The following is a 23,546-nucleotide window of genomic DNA, read 5'->3' on the forward strand; positions in this document are numbered from 1 at the left end:
TCCCAATGTAATCGTTAATATATATATCGACAGTTTACACTCAACCTGTACGTTGAAAAACATATTTTCGCTTGTTGAACGCTTTTACTAACTGATAAACTTCACAAAAATATTTGGTTTAACTCATGTAGGATAACTATGTTAAATAAAAGCATGATTACTAACTTGATTTCGTTAATCTTGTTAGGTGTTGGTTATTACACGCAACAAAATACACTCTATTATATTGGTCTATTTGCTTTCTCTGGAGCATTAACAAACTGGCTTGCTATTCACATGCTGTTTGAAAAGGTTCCAGGTCTTTATGGTTCAGGGGTTATTCCTGCACGCTTTGAAGAGTTTAAAGCCAGCATTAAGCGTTTGATGATGGATCAATTTTTCACCAAAGCAAACGTAGATAAGTTTTTATCGAATGAGATGAGCTCTGCCACTAACATTAATCTAGGGCCTGTGATTGATAAGATCGACCTTTCACCAGCTTTTGATTCTTTGGTTGAAGTGATCATGAACTCTCAATTTGGTGGCATGCTTGCGATGTTTGGTGGTCAAGAAGCAATTGATCCAATGCGTGAACCGTTTATTGAAAAAATGAAAGCATCAATTACTGAGATCAGTCAGCAAGAGCAGTTTAAACAAGCACTAAAAGAAGAGCTTGAAGCGCCAGAAATGATGGAAGACATTCAATCGACGATTGAGGATATTATTGACCAACGCCTAAATGAACTTACCCCTAAGATGGTGAAAGAAATGGTTCAGGATATGATCAAAAATCACCTGGGGTGGCTTGTAGTTTGGGGTGGTATTTTCGGCGGTGTTATCGGAATGCTTTCTACGCTAATTTAATCCATACCAAGCTCTAAGATACCCAGATTTAAATACCAATGCCTTAGATACAAAAATGCCAGCATTTATACGCTGGCATTTTTTATGGATTCAATCTCAAATTAATGGATTGGTGCGCTATCGTCAGCACTGAATTTACCAAAGTGTGCTTCAAGCACTTCTGGTGTTAACTCACCCGCTTCTTCAAGACGTTTTAGCTCAGCAACAATGGCTTTTTGCTCTTCAATTGATGGCAACGCTTCTTCTGGTTTATCAGCTTCTTGTTGAACCATTTCTTGAAGTTCTTTTTCAAAATCACTCATGATTATTTTCTCAATTCATAAAAACAATTAGAGGGATTCTACAAGAGAATAGAAACCAATTGCAATGATTGAGTATAAGTTAATGATAATTAAATGATTTATATCAGACACTGAAGTGTGTGTATTTATATGCACAATTTATTTTACAATGACTTGAAGCCAATCGGCTTGTTTTGAGGAGAAAAAACCGCCGATAATGGCAGTTTTTTGTATTTTATTTAAACCCTTTATTGAGAATTTCAACTAAATCACGGCCCTTTTCTGTCAGCTCTAAGTATTTAGTTCTATGGTCACTAGGCTCATATACCCAGCAACAAATATCGTAACCTTTTCTATTTGGCCCAGCTCTGTCCGTTAGAACTCGGCAATGACGACTAGCGGAGGCTTGGGAAATTCCGAACTTCTCACATAAATGATTAGCAGATACGGTAAGCGGCAAAGTAGACATAACTTCTAAAAATGCAACCATTTGCATAGGATGAATTTCATCATGAACCAATTCTCTAAATGTCATGATGTTATCTGTAAAGGTTTTTATTTTTGTTTCTGAGATCATTGCCTTAACTCTTTTAAAAACGGATGTTTAAATTATACACAGCCATTAATGAGAATGATATGCATTAGCGAAGACGGATCACTTACAACTAAACATACGTACAAAAAACCGCCGGTAATGGCGGTTTAGTCTATAAAACATATATTATTTTGGATCACCGAAAGGCATTAAGATGAAATAATCAACCATGATAGGCATCGCATAAATTACGTGCCGCAAAAATTATAATTTAGAGGTATTATCGAAACAATTGTGAATGCTAATAACGAATACCCTACAAACTGCCACTTATACAAATTCACCATTCCGATGAAATAAAGAAACAACGACAAAAGAACTATGAACGCCCAAAAACCAAAATCAAGCACAGCGTTATTCTGCGGTTTTTGCATTCTGTTTTAACTTATCTAATGCTTCGCCAACGGTAACAGAAATAAACTCCTTAGAATCATCGGACAATGGTTCTTTGGTTTCCATTAATTGATTAATTACAGCCAATTTCGTTTCTATCGATAAATTATTATTCATGTCACTCCCCTCTAAATAAGAATCATTCGTATACATTCACAAAAGCCACGCAAATTTATGTTATATAAAATAAAATTATAAGTATTATTTATGCGATCAATGATTCCACAATTGATCATTTATATATTTTCATAACAATGTTACCCGTGCGAACTGGTTACAGTTCATCCTAAAAAAGGATTGTTATAAAAAAAGATTACATATAATGAAACATTATGCTTCGATAAGTTAAATTAAACACAACATAAAGTACAATTTTTAAATCAAGCCATACATATATGTTACGAAATCCTATAAGAACCCATTTAACTAAAAATACTAGAAACCATGATATATCTAATGAAAATATCATCATGTCCACTGTTATTAGGAACAACGCTTATAATTTCAGTCATATTCCTAACTTATATTTAAGCTTCATTTCATTTCTTTTACTTTTTCGTATTGACTATTCAATATCTGCATAAGTTCTTTACTACCACCAAAATCGGGATGAAATACTTTTGCAAGTAGCTTATACCTTGTACGAATATTTTTTTGATTCACTTTACAGTCGAAATCAAAAAAAGAAATACCTAAGCAGCTAGAATAAACCGTTTCATTATGTAGGCGAACAAACTTTGCGGCCCCACTTAGCGCTTCTGTCGCATCTTGGGCCATTTCTAAAGCCTCTTTACGTTCAAGCGTAAGCGTTTCTATTCTCTTACGTAACTTATATTCATTCCCAGCGAGTGAACGTATGGTTTCATTTGCTCTATCCAATTCAGCATTAACAAAAGTGAAGTCAGAAAAACTAACACGGCACCGTTTTCGATTCCGAGTTAGCAATAACAGAGCTACGGTTACCATTAAGACCACCACATAAAGCACACAACTATGTAAAAGAAAATTAATATATTCATTTGAAACAGTCATAGATTAAGCCCTCATACCATTAAAATTACACAAATGCTTTCTAGCCTCTTCTTGTATTCTCTTTTTGTTAAGAACCTCTATAGTATTCTTTAATACTTCCATAACTCTTCTAGGGAACAAATCACATACCTTGCTAAACATCGTCATACCTCTTTAGATGTTTCTATTTCTTTTCTAATCCATTCAACATTCTCACTCCTTTGAACGTATTGTGTTATCAATTCACAAACCTAAATGTATTCACTTTTTAATTTTAGAAAGCTTTGATTTCTTAGCCATATATGATCTATCTCAGTACAATTCGTACCTATAAAATCATATACAGAGCTTTTAATACTCCTATATCGCACTCTTGATAAAGACCGTACCTAATTCAAATCGGCCACCTAATTTGTACTAAAGTTGTTGGTTATTTGATCTACCTTGTTTTTATTGAAAACTATATAGTTCTTTACTATATTTCGATACATACAATAAATCTGCGTAAATACGGGGTCTGTTATTGGTGCCACAACGCCCTTTTTGGGTTGGGCCAGTTGTTCAGGGCGTAGTGGGCTTTTTCTTAGAACTCGTATTGTGCTGATAGCATATAGTTACGGCCCTCGCCGATACTCATACCAGAGTAATCACCACTTGTTTCATACTCTTTATCAAATACGTTGTTAATCTTAGCTCTGAATGAAAGCTCATCACCTGAATCCATAGGCATACGATAAATAGCACCTACATCCGCCAAGGTGTAAGCCGATTTCTTTGGCTCATCATTAGCGCTATTACCGTAACGCGAACCAATGTAATAAACACCAGCATTCAGATCGATATGGTCTGTTAACTCATAATTAGCCCATGCGTTAGCCGTCCATTCTGGAACGTCTGCTATTTTCTTACCGTCATACTTCGGCTGGCCGTCATATTCAGCAATTAAGTACTGCGCACCAGCCTTAACAGTTAATAACTCTGTCACACGACCCGTGATTGTTGTATCAATACCTGTATTAATCTGTTTGCCGCCCTGCTCTGTTTTCTTGGTGATAGCTGGATTACTTGGATCACGATACTTTCTATCAGTAACTGAAATGTTTTCTTTCACTATCTGGAATAAAGACGTTTCAAATATAGCTCTGTTATCCATGAACTCCTGTTTATAACCAATCTCATATAAATGGCCTAGCTCTGGTTCACGTTCCATTCCATCGTTCGCATCGCTTGAGCTACTAATAGGCGTTTGAGGAACAAACGATTGTGAGTAACTAGCGTATATTGTTGAGTCAGCGGATGGATGGAACATAATCGCAGCACTTGGCAAAACGTTGAAATATTCAGTATCTTTGCCTTTGCCGTCTCTCTTATCATTCTTAGAACGATATTTGATGTAGTAATCGGCACGAGCACCAGCCAGAATTTGCCAGTAGTCATTAAACGTTATCAAATCTTGTACATATAAGCCTGTTTGGAAATTAGAATAAACGTTAGAACTTGGCTTACCTGATTTACTTGGATCAAATCCGTAAATTGGTGTCGCAGGGTTAGTACTTGCGGCCTGCTTAACACCACCGTATAAACTGTTACGTGAATACTCATGATCTACAAAGTTGGTGCCAACAAGCAACTTATGCTCAATTGAACCTGTATTAAAGTCACCCGTTAGATCCATAGTACCTGTATGAACATCATAACTATTATCACGCTTACCAGTATTAAACTCGTACTTACCTGTTTGAGCACTATCTTTCATTGGTCTAATGCTTGAAGTCTTAGCAGTATTAGCCATATTCAACTTGTGATAGCTTGCCGTTAACTTCCAGTCATTATCAAAGTGGTGCGTTAGCTTAACGCCAATGCTTTCCTCTTCTTTCTCATTGGTTGACCAAGGTGTATTAAGAATTAAATCACGGTCGCCAATAATGTTGCCGTCTTCATCAAAGTAAGCGCCACTATCTTGGTGCCCTTTTTGCGTCTTGTAATCATAAGATAGCGATAACATCGTGTCGTCTGTCAGATCATAATCAAGCATGATTGCCAATAAATCACGGCGTGTAGTTGGATGAACGCCATTAACGTAGTGTCTAAAGTTATCTTTTGATTGTTTTGAGGCAATTACACGATAACGTAAATCGTCCGTTGCGGAACCTGTAGTATCCACCACTGAACGCGAAAAGTTATTACTACCAACATCTTGAGAAATCATAGTGCGGCGCTGGTATTCAGGCTCTTTTGTTACCATGTTCACCAATCCTGCTGGTGAACCTTTACCATAAAGAAGACCTGACGGGCCTTTTAGCACTTCAATTCGCTCATACATTTCTACAGGTTCTTGAATAAGGGAATATTTCTGCTCACCATTACGCAAATAACCATCGTTAGTAGTTAACTGGAAACCGCGAATATAAAAGTTTTCGTGTCCGTCGCTTTCATAAGTAGAAACAGTTGAGGCATCGTTCTTAAGCGCTTTATCAAGTGAGGTCGCCTGTAAATCATCAAGTAACTTTCTATCAATGCTATTTACAGAACGTGGGTCTCAAGCGGTGCAATATCCATTTTAGTCGCAGTGCTTACGGATTCAGTTTTATAATCTGGGCGTGTACCTACAACCTCAATGGCTTCAAACGTAGAAACATTATCTGTATCAGCAAAAGATTTAACGGGCGATAATGACGCAGCAATAGCAATAGCAAGAGTGGTTAATTTAGTTTTGGTCATATTTTTTTGCCTTTTAAGGTTAAATTCGAGTTTTCTTCTAAAGAGAAAATTTCTATTTGCATTTCAAAAGCGCGTAGGCGCTTGTAAATTGACATTAACTCGACACAGCTCGACCATCGGCGGATTAGGAACCTTAAGGAACTCTCAACCTTTGAGTATGATGAAGTGATTTGCTTCAACACTCCCAAGGTAATCGCCGCTTGTAATATTGTTGGACTCATAAAAATGTAAACGGTAAGTTCCGAATACTTGCTATATGCACTTGAACAGCTATCAAACCAAAGATAAGCACGATACATACTAAAATAGTTGTGGCGCACATCATCAAACAGTTCTTTTAAGCCTTTCGGTGTAGCTCGGCTTTCATCATCTTCCCCTAAAACTAATTCTTTCCTGAATGCCGCCTCTACTTTTTGGTTGTTGTATTCATAAGCTGGTAATTTCCTACCAATGAACATTAAAAACGCGATTCCACCGAATGAGGAAACAACGGCAACGATAACCATTGAATGTTCAACCTCACCAAAGAACGGGATCACCTTTACGTGCTTGGATAGTTCCCACAACAACGGGATAAACGTCGCTAGTGTCATGAAATTCCTAAGAATGCTTATTCCTAAGTCTTCAACCAGCTTTGCAAACCTCATTGTGTCTTCTTGTATCCTCTGACTTGCTCCTTCGATTTGACGAATTAAAGGCCAGTGCTTTGTATAGTGCTCGTTCATGGCGCAACGCCACCTAAAGATCCAGTGCCTTACGAAGTAATCAACCACCACAGAAATAACGACGTACATAGTTGTGATCTTAAAAAAATCAAAAATAACATTTCTAAAATCAACAAACTTGACGGCATTGGGAGAAACTAACGCCTCTTGGATAAGATCATAAAAATGACCGTTCCAGTAGTTAAGTTCCACATCAATACCGACTCTGAACCAATTAACAGCAACCACCGCAGTAGTGCCGTACATTGACCAAAAGAACCATTTTCTATTTAAAAAGAAACAACGAAACATAAGCGATAACCTCAATTAATAAAGTTACCTTTTATTGCTTTTATTAGTTTTTAATAATCACTGGTTCCATACGAAATAAACGATTATCCCATTGCTGGTAATCACTGACCTTTGAATCAGACGTATAAGCCACCGCACAACTGAGCAAGGCCAATGTCATAAGAGCTATAATTAAGGCAACTTTCATTTTAAAAACTCCGTGTATATAAATTGATAGTAAAGATTTATGGACTTAGAACTTAACGCCAAGCATTAAGCTGGAAATAGTAGAATCAACGTAGTAATCATCTGCTATTTCTATATCAGCTCTCTTAATATCAATAGAAAGAGTCACTTTATCGTTAAACTCGGCACGGATACCAAGCCCTTTAGCGAAGCTGATAACTGAAAAATCGTGACGCTGCCAATAATCTGTATAACCAAGAATATTATTCTCAATACCAACCATTACATACGGCTTTACGCTTACAGCATTGTTAAGGTCAAATCTATAACCAAACTCAGGGTAAGCGCCAAAGGTGCCAATCTCACCAGTAACACCTGTCGCCAGCAATTCGTGACGAGCATAACGTGCAGAGATCCCCACTATCTTATTTATCTCTTTATGAACACCGATAGCGAAACCATTGCCATTAGCACTAGCGTCGTCATGAGACGAAAATCCCACACGGCCCACCATAACAGTAACGTCGTTTCGTGTAGCTGGTTCTTCCTCAGCTGAAAATGCTGGTGAAGATATGAATAATGCTAACGCCAACGGCGCTAATTTAGATTTGTACATGGTCATACCTTATTACTTTTTGACTCTTGTCCATCAAGTATCATCAATTTAGTTGTGTACTTGTGGGTTAGTGTTGCTCTAATGAGTGCGGAGATCATTTGCCTGTCTCTAATCCACCACTTATTTAATAAATCACGGCTATAGCGAGACTTTTCAGCTAAGTCAGATATAGACAAATCAAGTTTCTTAAGATGATTAGCTAAACTAACTTTCTTAAAAGTCGTTACCTCATAGCTGTTATCCATCGCACATCATTAACCCGAACAGTGCGAATACTATTGTTAAATGACACGAATAGCAACAACAAACTCAAGTTTGAACAAAAAAAGAACCCAATCGACACGCGATATATAAAATAAGCATCGATCGAGTCATCACTGTGAGATATAAGAAAATCCATTACGAAATGCTATTTACTTTAAATTCAAAAGATAATTGTTGCGGATAGTGTCCATCATCCTGTTAATCGTCCCCCATTTCGTACGGCAATGTATCAAAGTGTTTAGGTGCATCAGGTCCATAAGATATAATCACATTAACGACGGCATAATTTAGATCTCAACATCATGCTGATTTAAAACCTTTTAAGAACTCGATCTAAAAATATGACGTTCTTTACTGCAATAACCCTTAATACAAATTCATGACATAGTTGAGCCTCAATGATAAGGCAAGCTCCGTCCTTGCTTGTAAATGCTACTTTACATAGGCTCAGTGAAGTATAGCGATTTGTAACCAAGCACATCACGGTAAAGAATTTCTACGGTATCGAGTAAAATTTCTATTTTTGTACTTCCCTTCACTATACTTTTTAGTTATGTGCACCGTGTAAGAAAGCCGATTTCCAGAGGACAGAAATTTCTTTTCGATTTTGTGCCACATAAAAAAGCACAAACTAAATAGATGATCTTTTACTAGCCATCAAAAATTTACTCAACTGAAAAATAAAATGGCTACTTCAGAGCAAAAATCACTGTTCAGATCACTAAATGATGATAATAAATTATCTGGGTGATGTGCTTATGAACAGAACGATTAGAAATGACACGATTGATTCAGTGTCCTGTTTGATGATGCAAGTAGATGCTGTAGAATTAGGCAGTAAAACAAGACAAAAATTTTAATAAAACTGTATAAGGTTCGACCATGAAGCAAAAGTCTATACTCGCTCGTAATATCGAACAGCGAAAATATGATCTAGGAATCACTACTAACATTGAAGTAGCACGTAAATCAGGTGTTAGCCGAGCGGTCATTACAAATATTGGACTACACCCAAATAAAAGTATCATGTTGGACAGTGCTGTACTTCTAGCTAAGGCTCTTGATTGTCGGCTTGAATGGTTAGCAACTGGTGAGGGGCCTATTAACCTTGATGATGTAGAAAGACACAACCGTTTACGTTACGGGGCCGTTGTAATTCGTACGTCAGAGCTTGAATCATCGACACCAGAAGAACTTTTAAAGGAACTTTATGACGATCAAAGCCGTGAACGAGTTCCGTGCCCTGCTGGTAATAGTTTTACAACATTCATTGTTAGATTGAATCAAGATATTGGAAAATATGCTGCAGGTGGAATGATGTATTTCGACTATGAAAAAACACCAATAACAGGATCTGTTGTTCTGGCTAAGACTGCGAAAGATGCAGCACCAGAAATAATGGAATACACAAAAGCACACAATAGATCGTTCTTAAAATCGTTAAGTGAAGATTTACCAGCGGAATTAAAATTTATAGAAATTACAGAAGAAATGGCAATCATTTCAACTTTAACGGCTTACGCTATCACTTAATAAGCATACAAAAGTTTAGCCACCACAAAGCCCCGTTTCTAAGGGGCCTTCTTTTTCATCTCACGGAACTGAAACTGATAAAAAATCTTTTTTAATATTGAATGTAGTTCACTTTATTGCACTGAACTATTATCGCATGCTCCGTTCAGATTAAACCGCACAAATGAATTTAAAAAAACGTAACCTTTAGAATGCTTATGGATTAGTATGAACAATATGAAAAATGAATACTGCAATTAAAACTGTTTCGGGGTTCTACAAGAGAACCCCTCAAAAGGTAAACCTAAAGCCGTCTGTTAGACTTTAAAAGCACCAACTAATTGATCTAATCGTTGTGAAAGTGCGTTCAATTGCTGGCTTGAATCTGCAAGCTCTTGTGCTGTGGCGGTGGTTAACTCATTAATACCATTAATCTCTTCGATGTTTTGGTTAATCGTATAAACCACAGTAGATTGCTCTTCTGTTGCCGTTGCTACTTGCGTATTCATATCAGAAATATCTGTGATACTTTTTGCAATACCCGCTAACACTTGTGTTGCACTGTCTGCAGATTCCACACCGCGAGCCGTTACACTGTGACTTGCTTCCATCGCATCCACCGCATTTTTCGCTTCGTTTTGCAGTTGATCAATCATCTTCTGGATTTCATCCGTCGATTCTGATGTACGACTTGCTAATTGACGAACTTCATCTGCAACCACAGCAAAACCACGACCATGATCACCAGCTCGCGCGGCTTCAATAGCTGCGTTTAACGCAAGTAAGTTGGTTTGTTCTGAAATACCACGAATAACATCAAGGATAGAGCCAATGTCTTGTGTTGTACCCGCTAATTGCTCCACCACATGGCTAACTTGAACTAAATCGCCTTCAAGTTGGGTAATTGCATCACGAGAATCAATCACAGTTTGACGACCATCTTGAGTGCTTGCTTCAGCTTTACTTGCTGATTGTGCCGCATTCGCCGCATTGGATGCAATTTCGTTAATCGTACTGCCCATTTGGTTAATAGCCGTTACTACTTGAAGCGTTTGGTCACGCTGCATTTCACTGTTATCACGTGTTGATGTCGCTTTTAATGCTACGTTTTCGGCAGTAGTGTGTAATACATGGCCAGTTTCAACCACTTCAGAAACCGTATTGTGAATTTTCTCTACAAAGCTATTAAAGCCTTTTGAAAGTTCTGTGATCTCATCATTCCCTTTCACTTCGATACGATGCGTTAAATCACCTTCTCCCTCACCAAGCTCTTTAAAGCGATGCGCAAGTTCGTTCAGTTTATTGGTGATTGAGCCTGCACCCCAAATAGCTAAAGAGACAAATACCGCAATAATCACCACAATCCACATAATGATATCTTGGGTAGAGGCATGCAAACTTTCAAACACTTCAGAAACCGGCACTTCAGCAACAATAAACCACTCCATTGAAGGAATGTAATGCGAAGCAATAAAGATCTCTTGGCCACCTTTTTCCATGCGGCTTAAGTTAAAGTTTTTCTTTGTCAGTAATACCGATGCTTCGGCAGAGCCAACCACATCTTTAATGGTTTGCTTGCCCATAATCGCTTTGTTTTTATGGATTTTGATATTACCGTCACCATCCATTAAATAAACAAAACCCGTTTGTTCAATTCTAAATCCATTTAACAAAGCAACCATATCATCTAATGATTTAGATAAACCAGCCATTGAAACGCCATTTAGCTGTTGGAAATTAACAAACAGTTTTACTTCACCGTTTTGCTCAGTAAATACATTCAACATACGCTCAGGGCCACTTTGTGTGAACCCAAAAAACCAACCGTCTTGTTGTTTGTTTAGTTGACGTAAAAAGCCATCCTGATTCCAATAATTTGCTGTTTGACGGTTAGCAACGGATGCATCATTCAGATTATGTTGTTGTTTTAATTTATTTAATTGACCAATAAGAACATCTTGGTCTTCAGGAGAGATGTAAGGATCAGAAATAGCATCGATAATGAAAGGGTTATTAGACATTTGCTCAGCAGCAGCAGAAAGTACAGCCACCTCTTTATCTACTTCTCCACCAATTTGGTCGAGAATGGTAGGAAGCTCAAGCGTGGTTAGCCTTTCATCTAAAGTTTCGTACGCTTTTTTTTGGGCGACAATACCCACAAGAGAAGTTGAAGCAATGATAGCGATAACGATACCGGCGACGAGTTTCTGTTTTATTGTTAGATTAATCATAATTTTTCCACAGCTAAAATAGACCCTTCATATAACGGCGGTACATTTCATAACTTTAATAAATAATTAGAAAAACATTCATTAATTAAATAGTTGAATAATTTCGAACTAAACCCAATCTTATTAGGAACTAATGTGGCTTTATTGAGTCACAGACAATAATTACTAAACAATCCAGACATTGGGTGAACTATGCCAGCGTTAAAAATTCAACAATTACAAACTTACCTTGAATCTCAAGTCATTGGTCAACCAGATTTAGTAAAGCAGTTATTAATTGCCCTACTTGCAGATGGTCATATTTTAGTTGAAGGTCCTCCGGGTCTTGCAAAAACGCGTGCAGTTAAAATTTTGGCAGACTCTATTGAGGGAGATTTCCACCGTATTCAATTCACTCCTGACTTATTGCCATCAGACTTAACCGGTACCGATATTTACCGTCAAGAGACCGGTGAATTTACGTTCCAACCGGGTCCAATTTTCAACTCATTAGTATTGGCTGATGAGATCAACCGTGCGCCAGCCAAAGTCCAAGCGGCGATGCTAGAAGCCATGGCTGAAAAACAAATCACAGCGGGTCGAAATACCTATCAACTGCCTGAGCTATTCTTAGTCATGGCAACGCAAAACCCGATTGAACAAGAAGGGACTTACCCACTACCAGAAGCGCAGCTTGATCGTTTCTTAATGCATTTGGATGTGGATTACCCTGGCGCACAAGACGAACTAGCCATTCTTCGTTTAAATCGTGGTGAAGCATTAGGTGAACAAGCACAAAGACCACAACCATTAGCGCAAAGTGAGATTTTCAGTGCTCGTAAAGAAGTGTTATCTATTTACATGGCCCCTGAAATCGAGCAATACATTATTCGTATTACAATGGCGACACGTAAGCCTGCGCAATACTGCCAAGAGTTAGCAAACCAACTTGAGATGGGTGTTAGTCCACGAGCGACATTAGCGTTAGATCGTTGTGCTCGTGCACACGCATGGTTAGCAGGTCGTGATTACGTAAGCCCTGAAGATGTTCAAGCTATGGCTTATCCTGTATTACGTCACCGACTGCTATTAAGCTTCCAAGCGCAAGCAGAAGGCACAACGGCAAATAAAGTCATTGAGCGTTTATTACAAATGGTAGCGGCGTCTTAATTTAATCAAGACACATTGCTAAACGTTAATTCGACATAAGCAGATATTGTGAAGAAAACAAATACACTAACACTGCCACCACACAGCAATGGCGTTACCTTGTCACTTAATGAGTTGGTTCACTACAAGAACCACTCATTACAGTGGTTACCGCCAGCACAATCTGTATGGTCAAAAATGAATGGCAGTCATCAAAGCCGTCAAAAAGGCCGTGGCATGGATTTTTCTGAAGTACGCCAGTATCAACCGGGGATGACATTCGCTCTATTGATTGGCGTGTCACTGCACGTACAGGAAAACCACATACCAAGCTCTACAGTGAAGAACGAGAACAACCAACCATGCTTTTTGTGGATGTCAGTGACACCATGCGTTTTGGTTCACAGCTTCTATTCAAATCCGCTCAAGCGGCGCATTTTGCCAGTTTGCTCAGTTGGATAACCTTAGCTGAAAAAGATCGCGTTGGTGGGATCATCTTTGATGGTAAATCCACACTCGATTGTAAGCCCTCTTCTCGTCAAAAAGTGGTCTTACAATTTCTTCAAAAGATCATTGAGCGTCATAACACCACGTCATCAAATACAGAGCAAACGACAACGCAACAAACGGATTCTTTTGTTAAAGGCTTACAGCAGCTACAACGCTTGTGTCCAAAAGGCAGTGAAATCGTCATCATCAGTGATTTCTACGCACTTACGGACGATTGCAAAGCGATATTCAGTCAATTAAGCAAACACAATCGCATTCAGTTTGTGATGATAAACGATCCATTAGAGCAAGGGGTGACCCGTTTTAATGGCGTAGAGCATGTCTCTGATAACAAACGTTCGGCATGGTTAGATTTCTCCTCTCTTTCCACTAAAAATGCCTTACAACAACAGGCTAACCTGCATAAAGCGTATGTACAAAACATGGCGATGCAATTGGGCATTCATTTACATACCCTATCGTCAGGTTTTCCTTTATTAAACCAATTAACCACAGCACAGGATAAAGGAAATAATTAATGTCTTTATCTTCAACAGCAGCACCAAATGCTGCATCACCGTCCGCCCCATTGCCTTTAGCGGATTTACATTTACCAGAAGCACCAAGCTTCTCGCTGTCATGGCAAGGTTACGGATTAATTTTTCTTATTATTGCTTGTATTGCTCTTATTGTTTGGGCTTTTATGGCTTACAGAAAAAAACGACGCCTTCAACGGGTCGCTTTATCGGAATTAGCGAAATTAAAGCCAGAACAGACTCGTGATGTAGCAAAACTATTAAAACAAGCTGCATTGAGTCATTTCTCTCGTCAGCAAATTGCAGCACTGCATGGACTCGCTTGGTGGAATTTTATTGAACAAAAGCTTCCGACTAAAAAACAAGCCAATGTTCACTTTGCTACTCGCTCAGAAATGCTCGAGAAAGCCTTATACGGCAAAGTGCCTTTATCTGAAACCAATCAGAAACGCTTTTATGATGATGTGCGTTACTGGTTGATTCATGCATTGCCTGCAAAACAAAAAAAAGCAGTGCAAGGAGCAAAACATGATTGAATTTATGTGGTGGTGGGCATGGTTTTTATTGCCAATCCCATTGGTGATCTATTTCTTAATGCCAGAAAAAGAAGCTGGCGAAGCGATTCATTTGCCTCGTTTGCCCGATCAAGGTGAATACAAACAACCAAATAAACGCATTAATATTGGCTTATTATCATTGGCTTGGCTTTTATTGATAGCGGCACTTGCACGTCCTGTCTGGTATGGCGAACCTGTGGATATTCAGCCAGAACACAGAGACATGATGCTGGTGGTGGATTTATCCGGCTCTATGGCAGAAGAAGACATGAAAACCAGTAATGGTGATTTTGTTGACCGCTTAACCGCTGTTAAGCAAGTGGTGTCCGATTTTATTGACCAACGTAAAGGCGACCGCCTTGGCTTAGTGCTGTTTGGTGATCACGCTTATCTTCAAACGCCCCTTACCTTTGATAGAAACACAGTACGTGAACAATTAGATCGTACCGTTCTTCGTTTAGTAGGGCAAATGACAGCAATGGGTGAAGGTTTAGGACTGGCAACCAAAACCTTTATTGAAAGTAATGCACCACAAAGAACCATTATTTTATTAAGTGATGGCGCTAATACGGCAGGTGTACTAGAGCCATTACAAGCGGCACAACTGGCAAAAGATAATCATGCCAAGATTTACACCGTTGGTATTGGCGCTGGTGAAATGCAAGTACGTGGATTCTTTGGAAAACAAACGGTAAATACCGCTCGTGATCTGGATGAAGATACCTTAACTAAGATTGCGACAATGACTGGTGGACAATATTTCCGTGCTCGTAACGCCGATGAACTTGCAGAAATTTATCAAACTATTGATGCATTAGAGCCTGTGACTCAAGCAACACAAACTTGGCGTCCCCATGAAGAGTGGTTCCGTTACCCACTAATGGGCTATTTGTTTGTTCTTTTCATTATTGTTGGAGTAAGAAAACGCCATGGCTAATTTTACTTTTCTCTATCCGATGTGGTTTTTAGCCCTCATACCATTAGTGGCTTTGATTGTTATTCAACGCAAAAACCAACATCACGGTGGCTTAATCGCCCCACACATAGCAAAACAACTTGGCATGGTTCAAAAAAAGAACGGCCATGGTTTTTTATACGGACTCAGCGTTATTTGGTTTTGTGTGACAACAGCACTTGCCGGACCAAGTTTTGGCTATAAAGAAACACCGAGTTTTCAGCTTTCTGGTGCTCGAATTCTTGTCATGGATATGTCTCGCTCTTTGTATGCGACGGATCTTAAACCTAACCGTTTAACTCAAGCAAAATACAAAGCTAAAGATCTTCTGCCTTACTGGAAAGAAGGCATGACAGGGTTAGTGGCTTATGCCAACAGCAGTTATTTAGTGAGTCCGTTAACAGGTGACAGCAAAACGTTAGATAATCTCATTACTAACCTATCTCCTGAAATCATGCCTTATAAAGGGAAAGGAAGTAATTTATCGGCAGCGATCAATCAAAGTATTGAGATGATGAAAAAATCTGGCCATCAACAAGGTGATATCGTTGTATTAACTGACGGTATTTCTTCATCACAACTTGAAAAAGTCACTGCACTAATTGATGGTACCAAGTGGCGTATTAGTTTATTGGGTGTCGGAACCACTAATGGCGCACCTATCGAGCTGCCTAATGGCCAATTATTAACGGACAACACGGGTAAAACGGTCGTCGCAAAACTCAATCCACAACCATTACAGCAAATAGCGACGGAAACGCATGGTGTGGCGCAGCTTATCCAATCGGATAACAGCGACATTGATGCTATCGTTCGGTTAACAAAAACACCTTTAGAACAAGTAACAAAAAACAGCGATACACAAGTAAACAGCCGTGCAAACCACGGATACTGGTTACTCTTCCCTATTGTATTGCTTTCACTATTTGCTTTTCGAAAAGGAATGATTTTAGCTTTATTGCTTGTATTGTTACCTATAGATAAGTCCATGGCGAATACGTTGTTATCAAACGATTACAACGCTCACCAACAATATGAGCAAAAAGAATATCAAGCGGCCAGTGAACAATTCCAATCCAAACAATGGAAAGGAGCGGCTCAATATAAAGCGGGAGATTATAAAGGCGCTATTGAAAGCTTAACTGGCCTTAGTGATGTTCAATCGCAATATAATCTTGCGAATGCATTAGCACAAAATGGACAACTTGAAGACGCTAAAGCCCAATATGAGTCTTTATTACAAGCTCATCCCGACATGAAGGATGCTAAAACCAATTTAGATATCGTGAATAAAGCGCTAGAGCAACAGCAACAGCAAAACGATAAGAATAAGCAATCGGATAAAAACAAAGACAATAAAGAGCAAGATCAGAATAAAGATAAGCAAGATAACAAAGACGGATCTGATCAATCTTCAAATTCTAAAGACTCGCAATCTCAAGATTCACAGCAGAATCAGCAGAATCAGCAGAATCAGCAGAATCAGCAGAATCAGCAGAATCAGCAGAATCAGCAGAATCAGCAGAAGGATAAATCACAATCTGAGAGCAAGTCAAAATCAGATAAACAAGAAAAATCCGATGCTTCTTCTCAAGAGCAGAAACAACAAGCTCAAGATAAAAAGCAGCAAGAACAGAAAGAGAAAGAAAAATCAGCACAAGCAAGCGATAAGCAAAAAGAGCAAAGCGACGCTGACAAAGAGAAGAAACAAGCTCAAATGCAGTCTCAACAAGGTCAAATTGATAGCGATGCAAAAACAACGGATCCACGTTTACAAAAACTAGAGCAATCAGGTGCTAAAGAAGACGAACTGCTTCGTGCCCTACTCTATTTACAAGCTCAACAACAAGAGCCACCACAAGCTTCTGAGAACGAATGGTAATACCGATGAAAAGACACTTAAACTACCAATCTTCAATAATGAAAACATCACTGATGAAGAAAATACTATTACTGCTTACCCTGACTATCAGCGGAATTTCGTACGCCAACGCCCAAGCGATTGCAACCGTTAGCAAAAACAACATAACCGAAAACGAAGTTATTCAACTAATGGTGTCAGTAGATAAAAGTGCAGACCAAAGTAAGTTTGATATTAGCCAGCTCGGACCGGATTTTCGTTCAGGCCAAGTCAGCTTTGGTAGCTCTCGTTCATTAGTTAATGGCGATTACAGTGTTCAAAGCCAATGGACCGTATCGATTGCACCAACCAAAATGGGGATATTAACCATTCCAAGTATGGAGGTTGCAGGTGAACAAACAAACCCAATCAACATTCGGGTAAATAAAGACGCAACGGCACCAAAAAGCAGCGATATTATCAAAGTCAGCGGTGAGTTAAGTAAAAACGAATTGTACGAAGGTGAAACGGCACAATTTAATGCCAAAATAGCCATCTTTGCTGATATTCGTCGTTTAAAAGATCCAAATATCATTACTCCTCAAGGAAACGGTGTTGAATTTTCTCCTATTGGTGAAAGTAAACAATATCAAACGGTTATTGATGGTTTACAAGCAACTGTGGTTGAACAGGTATTTAGTCTAAGCGCAAACAAAGCAGGTAAATTAACCTTTGATGGCTTGGCTTTTACGGGGGGATTAATACAAACCGATCGTTACGGTCGTAGCACCAAGTTAATTCCATTAAACATAAACCCAAAACAATACTCAATTAATGTATTAACTAAACCATCTGATTACAAAGGAACATGGTTACCAACCAGTGATTTGAAACTAGGTCAGCAATGGCTCGTTGATGGCAAAGTCCTAACCAACACAGAGGTTGAAGCTGGCACAGCCATTACTCGCCAAATCACCCTAATGATGGCTGATGTCCCACCAGAAAAATTACCATCTATCGATATTAGTTATCCAAAATTAGTTCGTATGTACGACGAAAAGCCGACCATTGGTAAAGACAGCCAAGGGAATAGTGTGATGACCATTAAACAAGTGATCATTCCACATACATCGGGCCAAGTTGAATTGCCAGCGGTATCGATTCAATGGTGGAACAGCAAAACGCACAAAGCAGAAGTCGCAAAATTAGATTCATTAACGCTAACCGTGACACCAAACAGCCAAAAAAGCGAACAAATGATCGAGCAACAAACAAATGAGCAATCGAAAACCGTAATAAAACGAGAAGTTGATCACGGTATTTGGCCTTATACCACCCTAGGTTTTGCTATTTTATGGCTATTAACACTTATTGCTTGGTATAAAGCGCGAAACAGTGTGAACAAAGAAACATTAGCGGTTACATCGAATCACGGCATATCAAACAGTGATATTTCTGTATTAATTACGGCACTTAAATCAGACAATACCATACTTGCACATCAGATCATTCAAGACCATTCTGATGACTGGAAAGCAAAAGGAATCGATACAGATAAAGTCAAAGTGCTCATTGAAAAATTAAGCCATGCTAAATACTCAAACAAATCAGAAAACACTGATAAAGAAAGGCTTATTAAAGAGATAACTCAACAATTAAAGGTGAGTAAAAAATCAAAAACAAGCCCAACTGAACTTGAAGCATTATAGGCTTTAACTGCATAAATGAATTTAAGGCTGGCTATGTGTCAGCCTTTTTTATGTCTCACCACACCTCAGCACTTCCACTCTTTCTTAATCTCATCCAGATAAGTACTTTCTTCGTATTTTTAATTAACTTTTTTAATTTTTCACTAATGGTTTGCGCAAACGATCACGCTCAAATATTCAGATAAAAATGGATGTATCTTCACACAATGTTCGATTTACCATTGACTTATTCGACAGAAAGCTCAATTATCACCTTATCAAATGTTCACTACCATCGCATTTGCTCAAACAAGCACAGATGGAAGCGAGACGGACTTTAAAAGAATGTGCTAAATCGCATATGACAAGTAAGGGTAAGTAGTATGACAACTAAACTAGAACAACTTCGTAAACTAACAACAGTAGTAGCTGACACAGGTGACATTGAAGCAATCGCAAAGTACACGCCTGAAGATGCAACAACGAACCCTTCTCTAATTCTAAAAGCGGCAGAAATTACTGAATACGCACCACTAATCGATGCGTCGATTGAATACGCTAAAGCGCAAAGCAACGACAAAGCACAGCAAGTTCAAGATACTTGCGACATGCTTGCAGTTAACATCGGTAAAGAAATTCTTAAAGTCGTACCTGGGCGTATCTCAACAGAAGTAGATGCTCGTCTTTCTTACGATACTGAAGGCAGTGTGGCAAAAGCGCGTCAACTGATCAAAATGTACAACGATGCAGGCATTACTAATGACCGTATCCTTATCAAACTGGCTTCTACTTGGGAAGGCATCCGTGCTGCAGAGATCCTAGAAAAAGAAGGCATCAACTGTAACCTAACTCTTCTATTCTCTTTTGCTCAAGCTCGCGCATGTGCTGAAGCTGGTGTTTACCTGATTTCTCCATTTGTTGGTCGTATCATGGACTGGTACAAAGCGAAAGAAGGTCGTGACTTTGAGCCAAGCGAAGATCCAGGTGTTGTTTCAGTTACTGGTATTTACAACTACTACAAAGAACACGGCTACAACACAGTTGTGATGGGTGCAAGCTTCCGTAACATTGGTGAAATCCTTGAATTAGCAGGCTGTGACCGCCTAACAATTAGCCCTAACCTACTTCAAGAACTTGAAGAAGCAACAGGTGAAGTGGTTGAGAAACTGGTTGATACAAACGGCAACAAAGCCCGTCCTGCAGCAATGACTCACGCAGAGTTCCTATGGGATCATAACCAAGACGCAATGGCAGTTGAGAAACTGGCTGAAGGTATCCGTAACTTTGCGGTTGACCAAGGTAAGTTAGAAGCAATGATTGCTGCTAAGCTTTAATTTCTAGGTTTTAGATCGGTCGGCAAGCTCCCTTGCAGAATTCAGGGGAGTTTGTGTTTATACCAATGCAAGTAATTAGATGACCTATTTATTACGCAGGAACATCACTTAAGAGTAAGGCAAAAAATCTTATAAGTAGTTAGTCTACAATAATAATTTTTAACGCAACTATTGAGTTATTTAACCAGTAATAATAATCAGATAATTAATGGAATTGGTATTAGTTCAGAAGTCACCACAAACACCTCTGAACTCTTTAAGCGAAGCGATCTGAACCCTGCTCTATTCCTTTTTTAATATTCGAGTTAAACATTATGAACCGTAAACATCTAGCAAATGCAATCCGTGCTCTAAGCATGGACGGCGTACAACAAGCAAATTCTGGCCACCCTGGCGCACCTATGGGCATGGCTGATATCGCTGAAGTTCTTTGGCGTTCTCATTTAAATCACAACCCAGCAAACCCAGAGTGGGCAGACCGCGACCGTTTCATTCTTTCAAACGGTCACGGCTCTATGCTAATTTATTCTCTGCTTCACCTTTCAGGTTATGAGTTATCAATTGATGACCTTAAAAGCTTCCGTCAACTTCACTCTAAAACTCCGGGTCACCCAGAGTATGGATATGCGCCAGGCGTAGAAACAACTACAGGTCCTCTAGGTCAAGGTATTACCAATGCTGTTGGTATGGCGATGGCTGAAAAAGCATTAGCGGCACAATTCAACAAAGAAGGCCACGATATCGTTGACCACTTCACTTATACGTTTATGGGTGATGGCTGTCTGATGGAAGGTATTTCTCACGAAGCGTGTTCACTTGCTGGTACATTAGGCCTAGGCAAATTAATCGCATTCTGGGATGACAACGGTATCTCTATCGATGGTGAAGTTGAAGGTTGGTTCTCTGATGACACGCCTAAACGCTTTGAAGCTTACGGCTGGCACGTAATTCCTGCTGTTGATGGTCATGATTCAGATGCTATCAATGCAGCAATTGAAGCGGCTAAAGCCGATCCTCGCCCTACTCTTATTTGTACGAAAACTATTATCGGTTTTGGTTCTCCGAACAAACAAGGTACACACGACTGTCACGGTGCTCCACTAGGCGCTGACGAAATTAAAGCAGCAAAAGCACAATTAGGTTGGGAGCACGGCGCATTTGAAATTCCGCAAGAAGTTTACGCAGAATGGGACGCGAAAGAAACAGGCGCAGCTAAGGAAGCGTCGTGGAACGAGAAATTTGCAGCTTATGAAGCAGCATACCCAGAACTTGCAGCCGAATTTACTCGCCGCGTAAACGGTGATTTACCAAAAGAGTGGGAAGAAAAAGCATCAGCAATCATTGCTGATCTTCAAGCTAACCCTGCAAACATCGCATCACGTAAAGCGTCTCAAAACGCATTAGAAGCATTTGGTGCTATGTTACCTGAATTCATGGGCGGCTCTGCTGACCTTGCACCTTCTAACCTAACAATGTGGTCTGGTTCTAAGTCTCTAGAAACAAATGACTTCTCTGGTAACTACATTCACTACGGTGTTCGTGAATTTGGTATGACAGCAATCATGAATGGTATTGCTCTGCACGGTGGTTTCGTACCATACGGCGCAACGTTCCTAATGTTCATGGAATACGCTCGTAACGCAATGCGTATGGCTGCACTAATGAAAGTGCAAAACATCCAAGTTTACACGCACGACTCTATAGGTCTTGGCGAAGATGGTCCAACTCACCAACCAGTTGAGCAAATCGCTTCTCTACGTCTAATGCCTAACATGAGCACATGGCGTCCATGTGACCAAGTTGAATCTGCTGTAGCATGGAAACTAGCTATCGAGCGTAAAGATGGTCCATCTGCACTTATCTTCTCTCGTCAAAACCTTGCACAACAAGAACGTGATGCAGAGCAATTAGCGAACATCGCTAAAGGTGGCTATATCCTTAAAGATTGTGAAGGTCAACCAGAGTTAATCATTATTGCAACGGGTTCAGAAGTTGAACTAGCAGTTGAAGCAGCAGCACAACTGACAGCAGAAGGTAAAGCGGTACGTGTTGTTTCAATGCCATCAACAGATGCATTTGATAAGCAAGGCGAAGCATACCGTGAAGCTGTACTTCCATCAGCGGTAACTAAACGTATCGCAATTGAAGCGGGTATTGCTGATTTCTGGTACAAGTACGTTGGTTTCGGTGGCAAGATCATCGGCATGACAACATTTGGTGAGTCAGCACCTGCTGATGAGCTATTCAAAATTTTTGGTTTCACTACTGAAAACGTAGTAAACACAGCAAAAGAATTGTTAGCTTAATAACAAACGCTTTTATAAACAGAACACCTTAATAAACAAAAGCCTCGCTAATTCAGCGAGGCTTTTTTATATTGAGAAATAGTTTTGAATTAAATACAACTTTTATGCGTATCGATTCATCTCTTCTGAGTCTTCTGGTAACGTTTTGAAGCGTTTATGTAGCCACATCCATTGCGATGGTTCTTTCTCAATTAAACGCTCAATCTCTCTATTTAGTACATTTGCAGCTGTAACAGCATCACGGCGTGGAATATCATCACTAATGTCATCCCCTATTTCTAAAGTATAGTGATTGTCAGTACGTATACTGGTACCCGACATAACAGCACACTTTGTCATATCAATTAAGAAACTGGAACCCGTAGTTGTTGCCGCTTCTTGAACAGCAAAAAATGGAACAAACACTGAGTTACGGCGGCCATAGTCATGATCAGGCAAATACCACAAACGATTTCCAGACTTAAGAACCTTAATCATGCTTTTAACATCATGACGGTCAATCATCTTATGACCTTTACGCGTACGTCCGCGATGTTGAATAAATTCATACACAGGATTGCTATTAGCACGATACACGCCATAACCGGGAGCAAAAAGACTAAAGATTCGAGCTGTCATTTCAAGATTTAAAAAATGACAACACAGCACTAATACGCCTTTAACTTCTTGCTCTTTTTCTAATATTTTCTCTTGGCCAATAATGGATATATGACGCTTAACACGCCAATCAGGCCAAAACCAAGCCATACCAGTTTCAATTAATGCTAACCCAGTATTCTTAAAGTTTTCATTCACTAATCGTTCAATTTTTGTTTGTGAATAATGAGGAAAACACAATGCTAGATTTTTTCGAGCAACGTTCGCACGCTTTTTTAAGCAAAATTTAGATAAACATCCGATTCCATTCCCTATTCTTTTAAGAACAACGAACGGAAGTACATTAACCAATACAGCAAGAAAAGAAAAAGATAGCCATACAAGCCAGTACTTTGGAGACAACAGCGCCCATGTAAATTTAGGACTTGGAACTGTTTTCATTTTTTCACCCATCAAAACTAAGACACC

Annotated in this window: 20 protein-coding genes and 1 pseudogene; 10 read left to right on the plus strand and 11 right to left on the minus strand. The window is 39.3% G+C overall.

The genetic code is table 11. The annotated features are described in order from the left end of the window. Window positions 1–138 precede the first annotated feature (138 nt). Window positions 139–843 carry a DUF445 family protein gene (locus AAFX60_017420; GenBank protein ID XDF78969.1) on the plus strand — a complete coding sequence of 235 codons (705 nt, stop codon included), beginning with the start codon at window positions 139–141 and terminating at the stop codon, window positions 841–843. A gap of 101 nt (window positions 844–944) precedes the next feature. Here AAFX60_017420 and AAFX60_017425 read toward each other — a convergent pair whose 3' ends face one another. From AAFX60_017425 to AAFX60_017465, 9 genes are all read right to left on the minus strand, one after another. Further along, window positions 945–1,145 (minus strand): restriction endonuclease subunit S, encoded by a 201-nt coding sequence (locus AAFX60_017425; GenBank protein XDF78970.1) that lies wholly within the window; start codon window positions 1,143–1,145, stop codon window positions 945–947. A gap of 214 nt (window positions 1,146–1,359) precedes the next feature. After that, window positions 1,360–1,701 (minus strand): MarR family winged helix-turn-helix transcriptional regulator, encoded by a 342-nt coding sequence (locus AAFX60_017430; GenBank protein XDF78971.1) that lies wholly within the window; start codon window positions 1,699–1,701, stop codon window positions 1,360–1,362. Window positions 1,702–2,073: 372 nt separating this feature from the next. Then, window positions 2,074–2,229: a hypothetical protein gene (locus AAFX60_017435; protein XDF78972.1), complete on the minus strand. Its 156-nt coding sequence runs from the start codon at window positions 2,227–2,229 to the stop codon at window positions 2,074–2,076. Between the two features lie 417 nt (window positions 2,230–2,646). Then, complete coding sequence (locus AAFX60_017440; protein ID XDF78973.1) at window positions 2,647–3,144, minus strand: hypothetical protein; 498 nt, start codon at window positions 3,142–3,144, stop codon at window positions 2,647–2,649. A 562-nt stretch (window positions 3,145–3,706) separates the two neighbouring features. Further along, on the minus strand, window positions 3,707–5,641 hold the full coding sequence (locus tag AAFX60_017445) for a TonB-dependent receptor (protein ID XDF80153.1): 1,935 nt from the start codon (window positions 5,639–5,641) through the stop codon (window positions 3,707–3,709). A 5-nt stretch (window positions 5,642–5,646) separates the two neighbouring features. After that, complete coding sequence (locus AAFX60_017450) at window positions 5,647–5,844, minus strand: hypothetical protein (GenBank protein XDF78974.1); 198 nt, start codon at window positions 5,842–5,844, stop codon at window positions 5,647–5,649. After that, window positions 5,841–6,860 carry a putative transporter gene (locus tag AAFX60_017455; protein XDF78975.1) on the minus strand — a complete coding sequence of 340 codons (1,020 nt, stop codon included), beginning with the start codon at window positions 6,858–6,860 and terminating at the stop codon, window positions 5,841–5,843. The genes AAFX60_017450 and AAFX60_017455 overlap by 4 nt, the downstream gene beginning before the upstream one ends. A gap of 43 nt (window positions 6,861–6,903) precedes the next feature. After that, a complete protein-coding gene (locus AAFX60_017460) occupies window positions 6,904–7,047 on the minus strand; it encodes a hypothetical protein (protein ID XDF78976.1) in 144 nt (47 codons plus the stop codon). 45 nt (window positions 7,048–7,092) lie between these two features. After that, window positions 7,093–7,641 (minus strand): porin family protein, encoded by a 549-nt coding sequence (locus AAFX60_017465; GenBank protein XDF78977.1) that lies wholly within the window; start codon window positions 7,639–7,641, stop codon window positions 7,093–7,095. Window positions 7,642–8,787: 1,146 nt separating this feature from the next. Here AAFX60_017465 and AAFX60_017470 point away from each other — a divergent pair. Then, complete coding sequence (locus AAFX60_017470) at window positions 8,788–9,438, plus strand: helix-turn-helix domain-containing protein (GenBank protein XDF78978.1); 651 nt, start codon at window positions 8,788–8,790, stop codon at window positions 9,436–9,438. A 296-nt stretch (window positions 9,439–9,734) separates the two neighbouring features. On the opposite strand, the gene AAFX60_017475 is transcribed toward AAFX60_017470, so the two are convergent. Further along, window positions 9,735–11,648 carry a methyl-accepting chemotaxis protein gene (locus AAFX60_017475; protein XDF78979.1) on the minus strand — a complete coding sequence of 638 codons (1,914 nt, stop codon included), beginning with the start codon at window positions 11,646–11,648 and terminating at the stop codon, window positions 9,735–9,737. 192 nt (window positions 11,649–11,840) lie between these two features. Between AAFX60_017475 and AAFX60_017480 the strand changes: the two genes are divergently transcribed. The 8 genes and pseudogenes from AAFX60_017480 (at window position 11,841) to tkt (ending at window position 22,481) form a co-directional block, all read left to right on the plus strand. Further along, a complete protein-coding gene (locus tag AAFX60_017480; GenBank protein ID XDF78980.1) occupies window positions 11,841–12,797 on the plus strand; it encodes a MoxR family ATPase in 957 nt (318 codons plus the stop codon). Between the two features lie 48 nt (window positions 12,798–12,845). Further along, window positions 12,846–13,804, plus strand: a pseudogene (locus AAFX60_017485) (DUF58 domain-containing protein). Then, on the plus strand, window positions 13,804–14,337 hold the full coding sequence (locus AAFX60_017490; GenBank protein ID XDF78981.1) for a DUF4381 domain-containing protein: 534 nt from the start codon (window positions 13,804–13,806) through the stop codon (window positions 14,335–14,337). The pseudogene AAFX60_017485 and the gene AAFX60_017490 overlap by 1 nt, the downstream one beginning before the upstream one ends. After that, window positions 14,330–15,295, plus strand: coding sequence for a VWA domain-containing protein (locus AAFX60_017495; protein ID XDF78982.1), 966 nt, complete (start codon window positions 14,330–14,332; stop codon window positions 15,293–15,295). Before AAFX60_017490 ends, AAFX60_017495 begins: the two co-directional genes overlap by 8 nt. Further along, a complete protein-coding gene (locus tag AAFX60_017500) occupies window positions 15,288–17,195 on the plus strand; it encodes a VWA domain-containing protein (GenBank protein ID XDF78983.1) in 1,908 nt (635 codons plus the stop codon). Before AAFX60_017495 ends, AAFX60_017500 begins: the two co-directional genes overlap by 8 nt. A 5-nt stretch (window positions 17,196–17,200) precedes the next feature. Continuing rightward, complete coding sequence (locus AAFX60_017505; protein XDF78984.1) at window positions 17,201–18,862, plus strand: BatD family protein; 1,662 nt, start codon at window positions 17,201–17,203, stop codon at window positions 18,860–18,862. A gap of 362 nt (window positions 18,863–19,224) precedes the next feature. Next, a complete protein-coding gene (gene tal, locus AAFX60_017510; protein ID XDF78985.1) occupies window positions 19,225–20,175 on the plus strand; it encodes a transaldolase in 951 nt (316 codons plus the stop codon). Between the two features lie 314 nt (window positions 20,176–20,489). Continuing rightward, the gene (tkt, locus tag AAFX60_017515; protein ID XDF78986.1) at window positions 20,490–22,481 is read left to right on the plus strand and encodes a transketolase; all 1,992 of its coding nucleotides are present in this window, start codon (window positions 20,490–20,492) and stop codon (window positions 22,479–22,481) included. Window positions 22,482–22,583: 102 nt separating this feature from the next. On the opposite strand, the gene AAFX60_017520 is transcribed toward tkt, so the two are convergent. Continuing rightward, window positions 22,584–23,531 (minus strand): Kdo(2)-lipid IV(A) acyltransferase, encoded by a 948-nt coding sequence (locus tag AAFX60_017520; protein ID XDF78987.1) that lies wholly within the window; start codon window positions 23,529–23,531, stop codon window positions 22,584–22,586. Window positions 23,532–23,546 lie beyond the last annotated feature (15 nt).

It is taken from the genome of Aliivibrio fischeri, assembly GCA_038993745.2.
GTDB lineage: Bacteria > Pseudomonadota > Gammaproteobacteria > Enterobacterales > Vibrionaceae > Aliivibrio > Aliivibrio fischeri_B.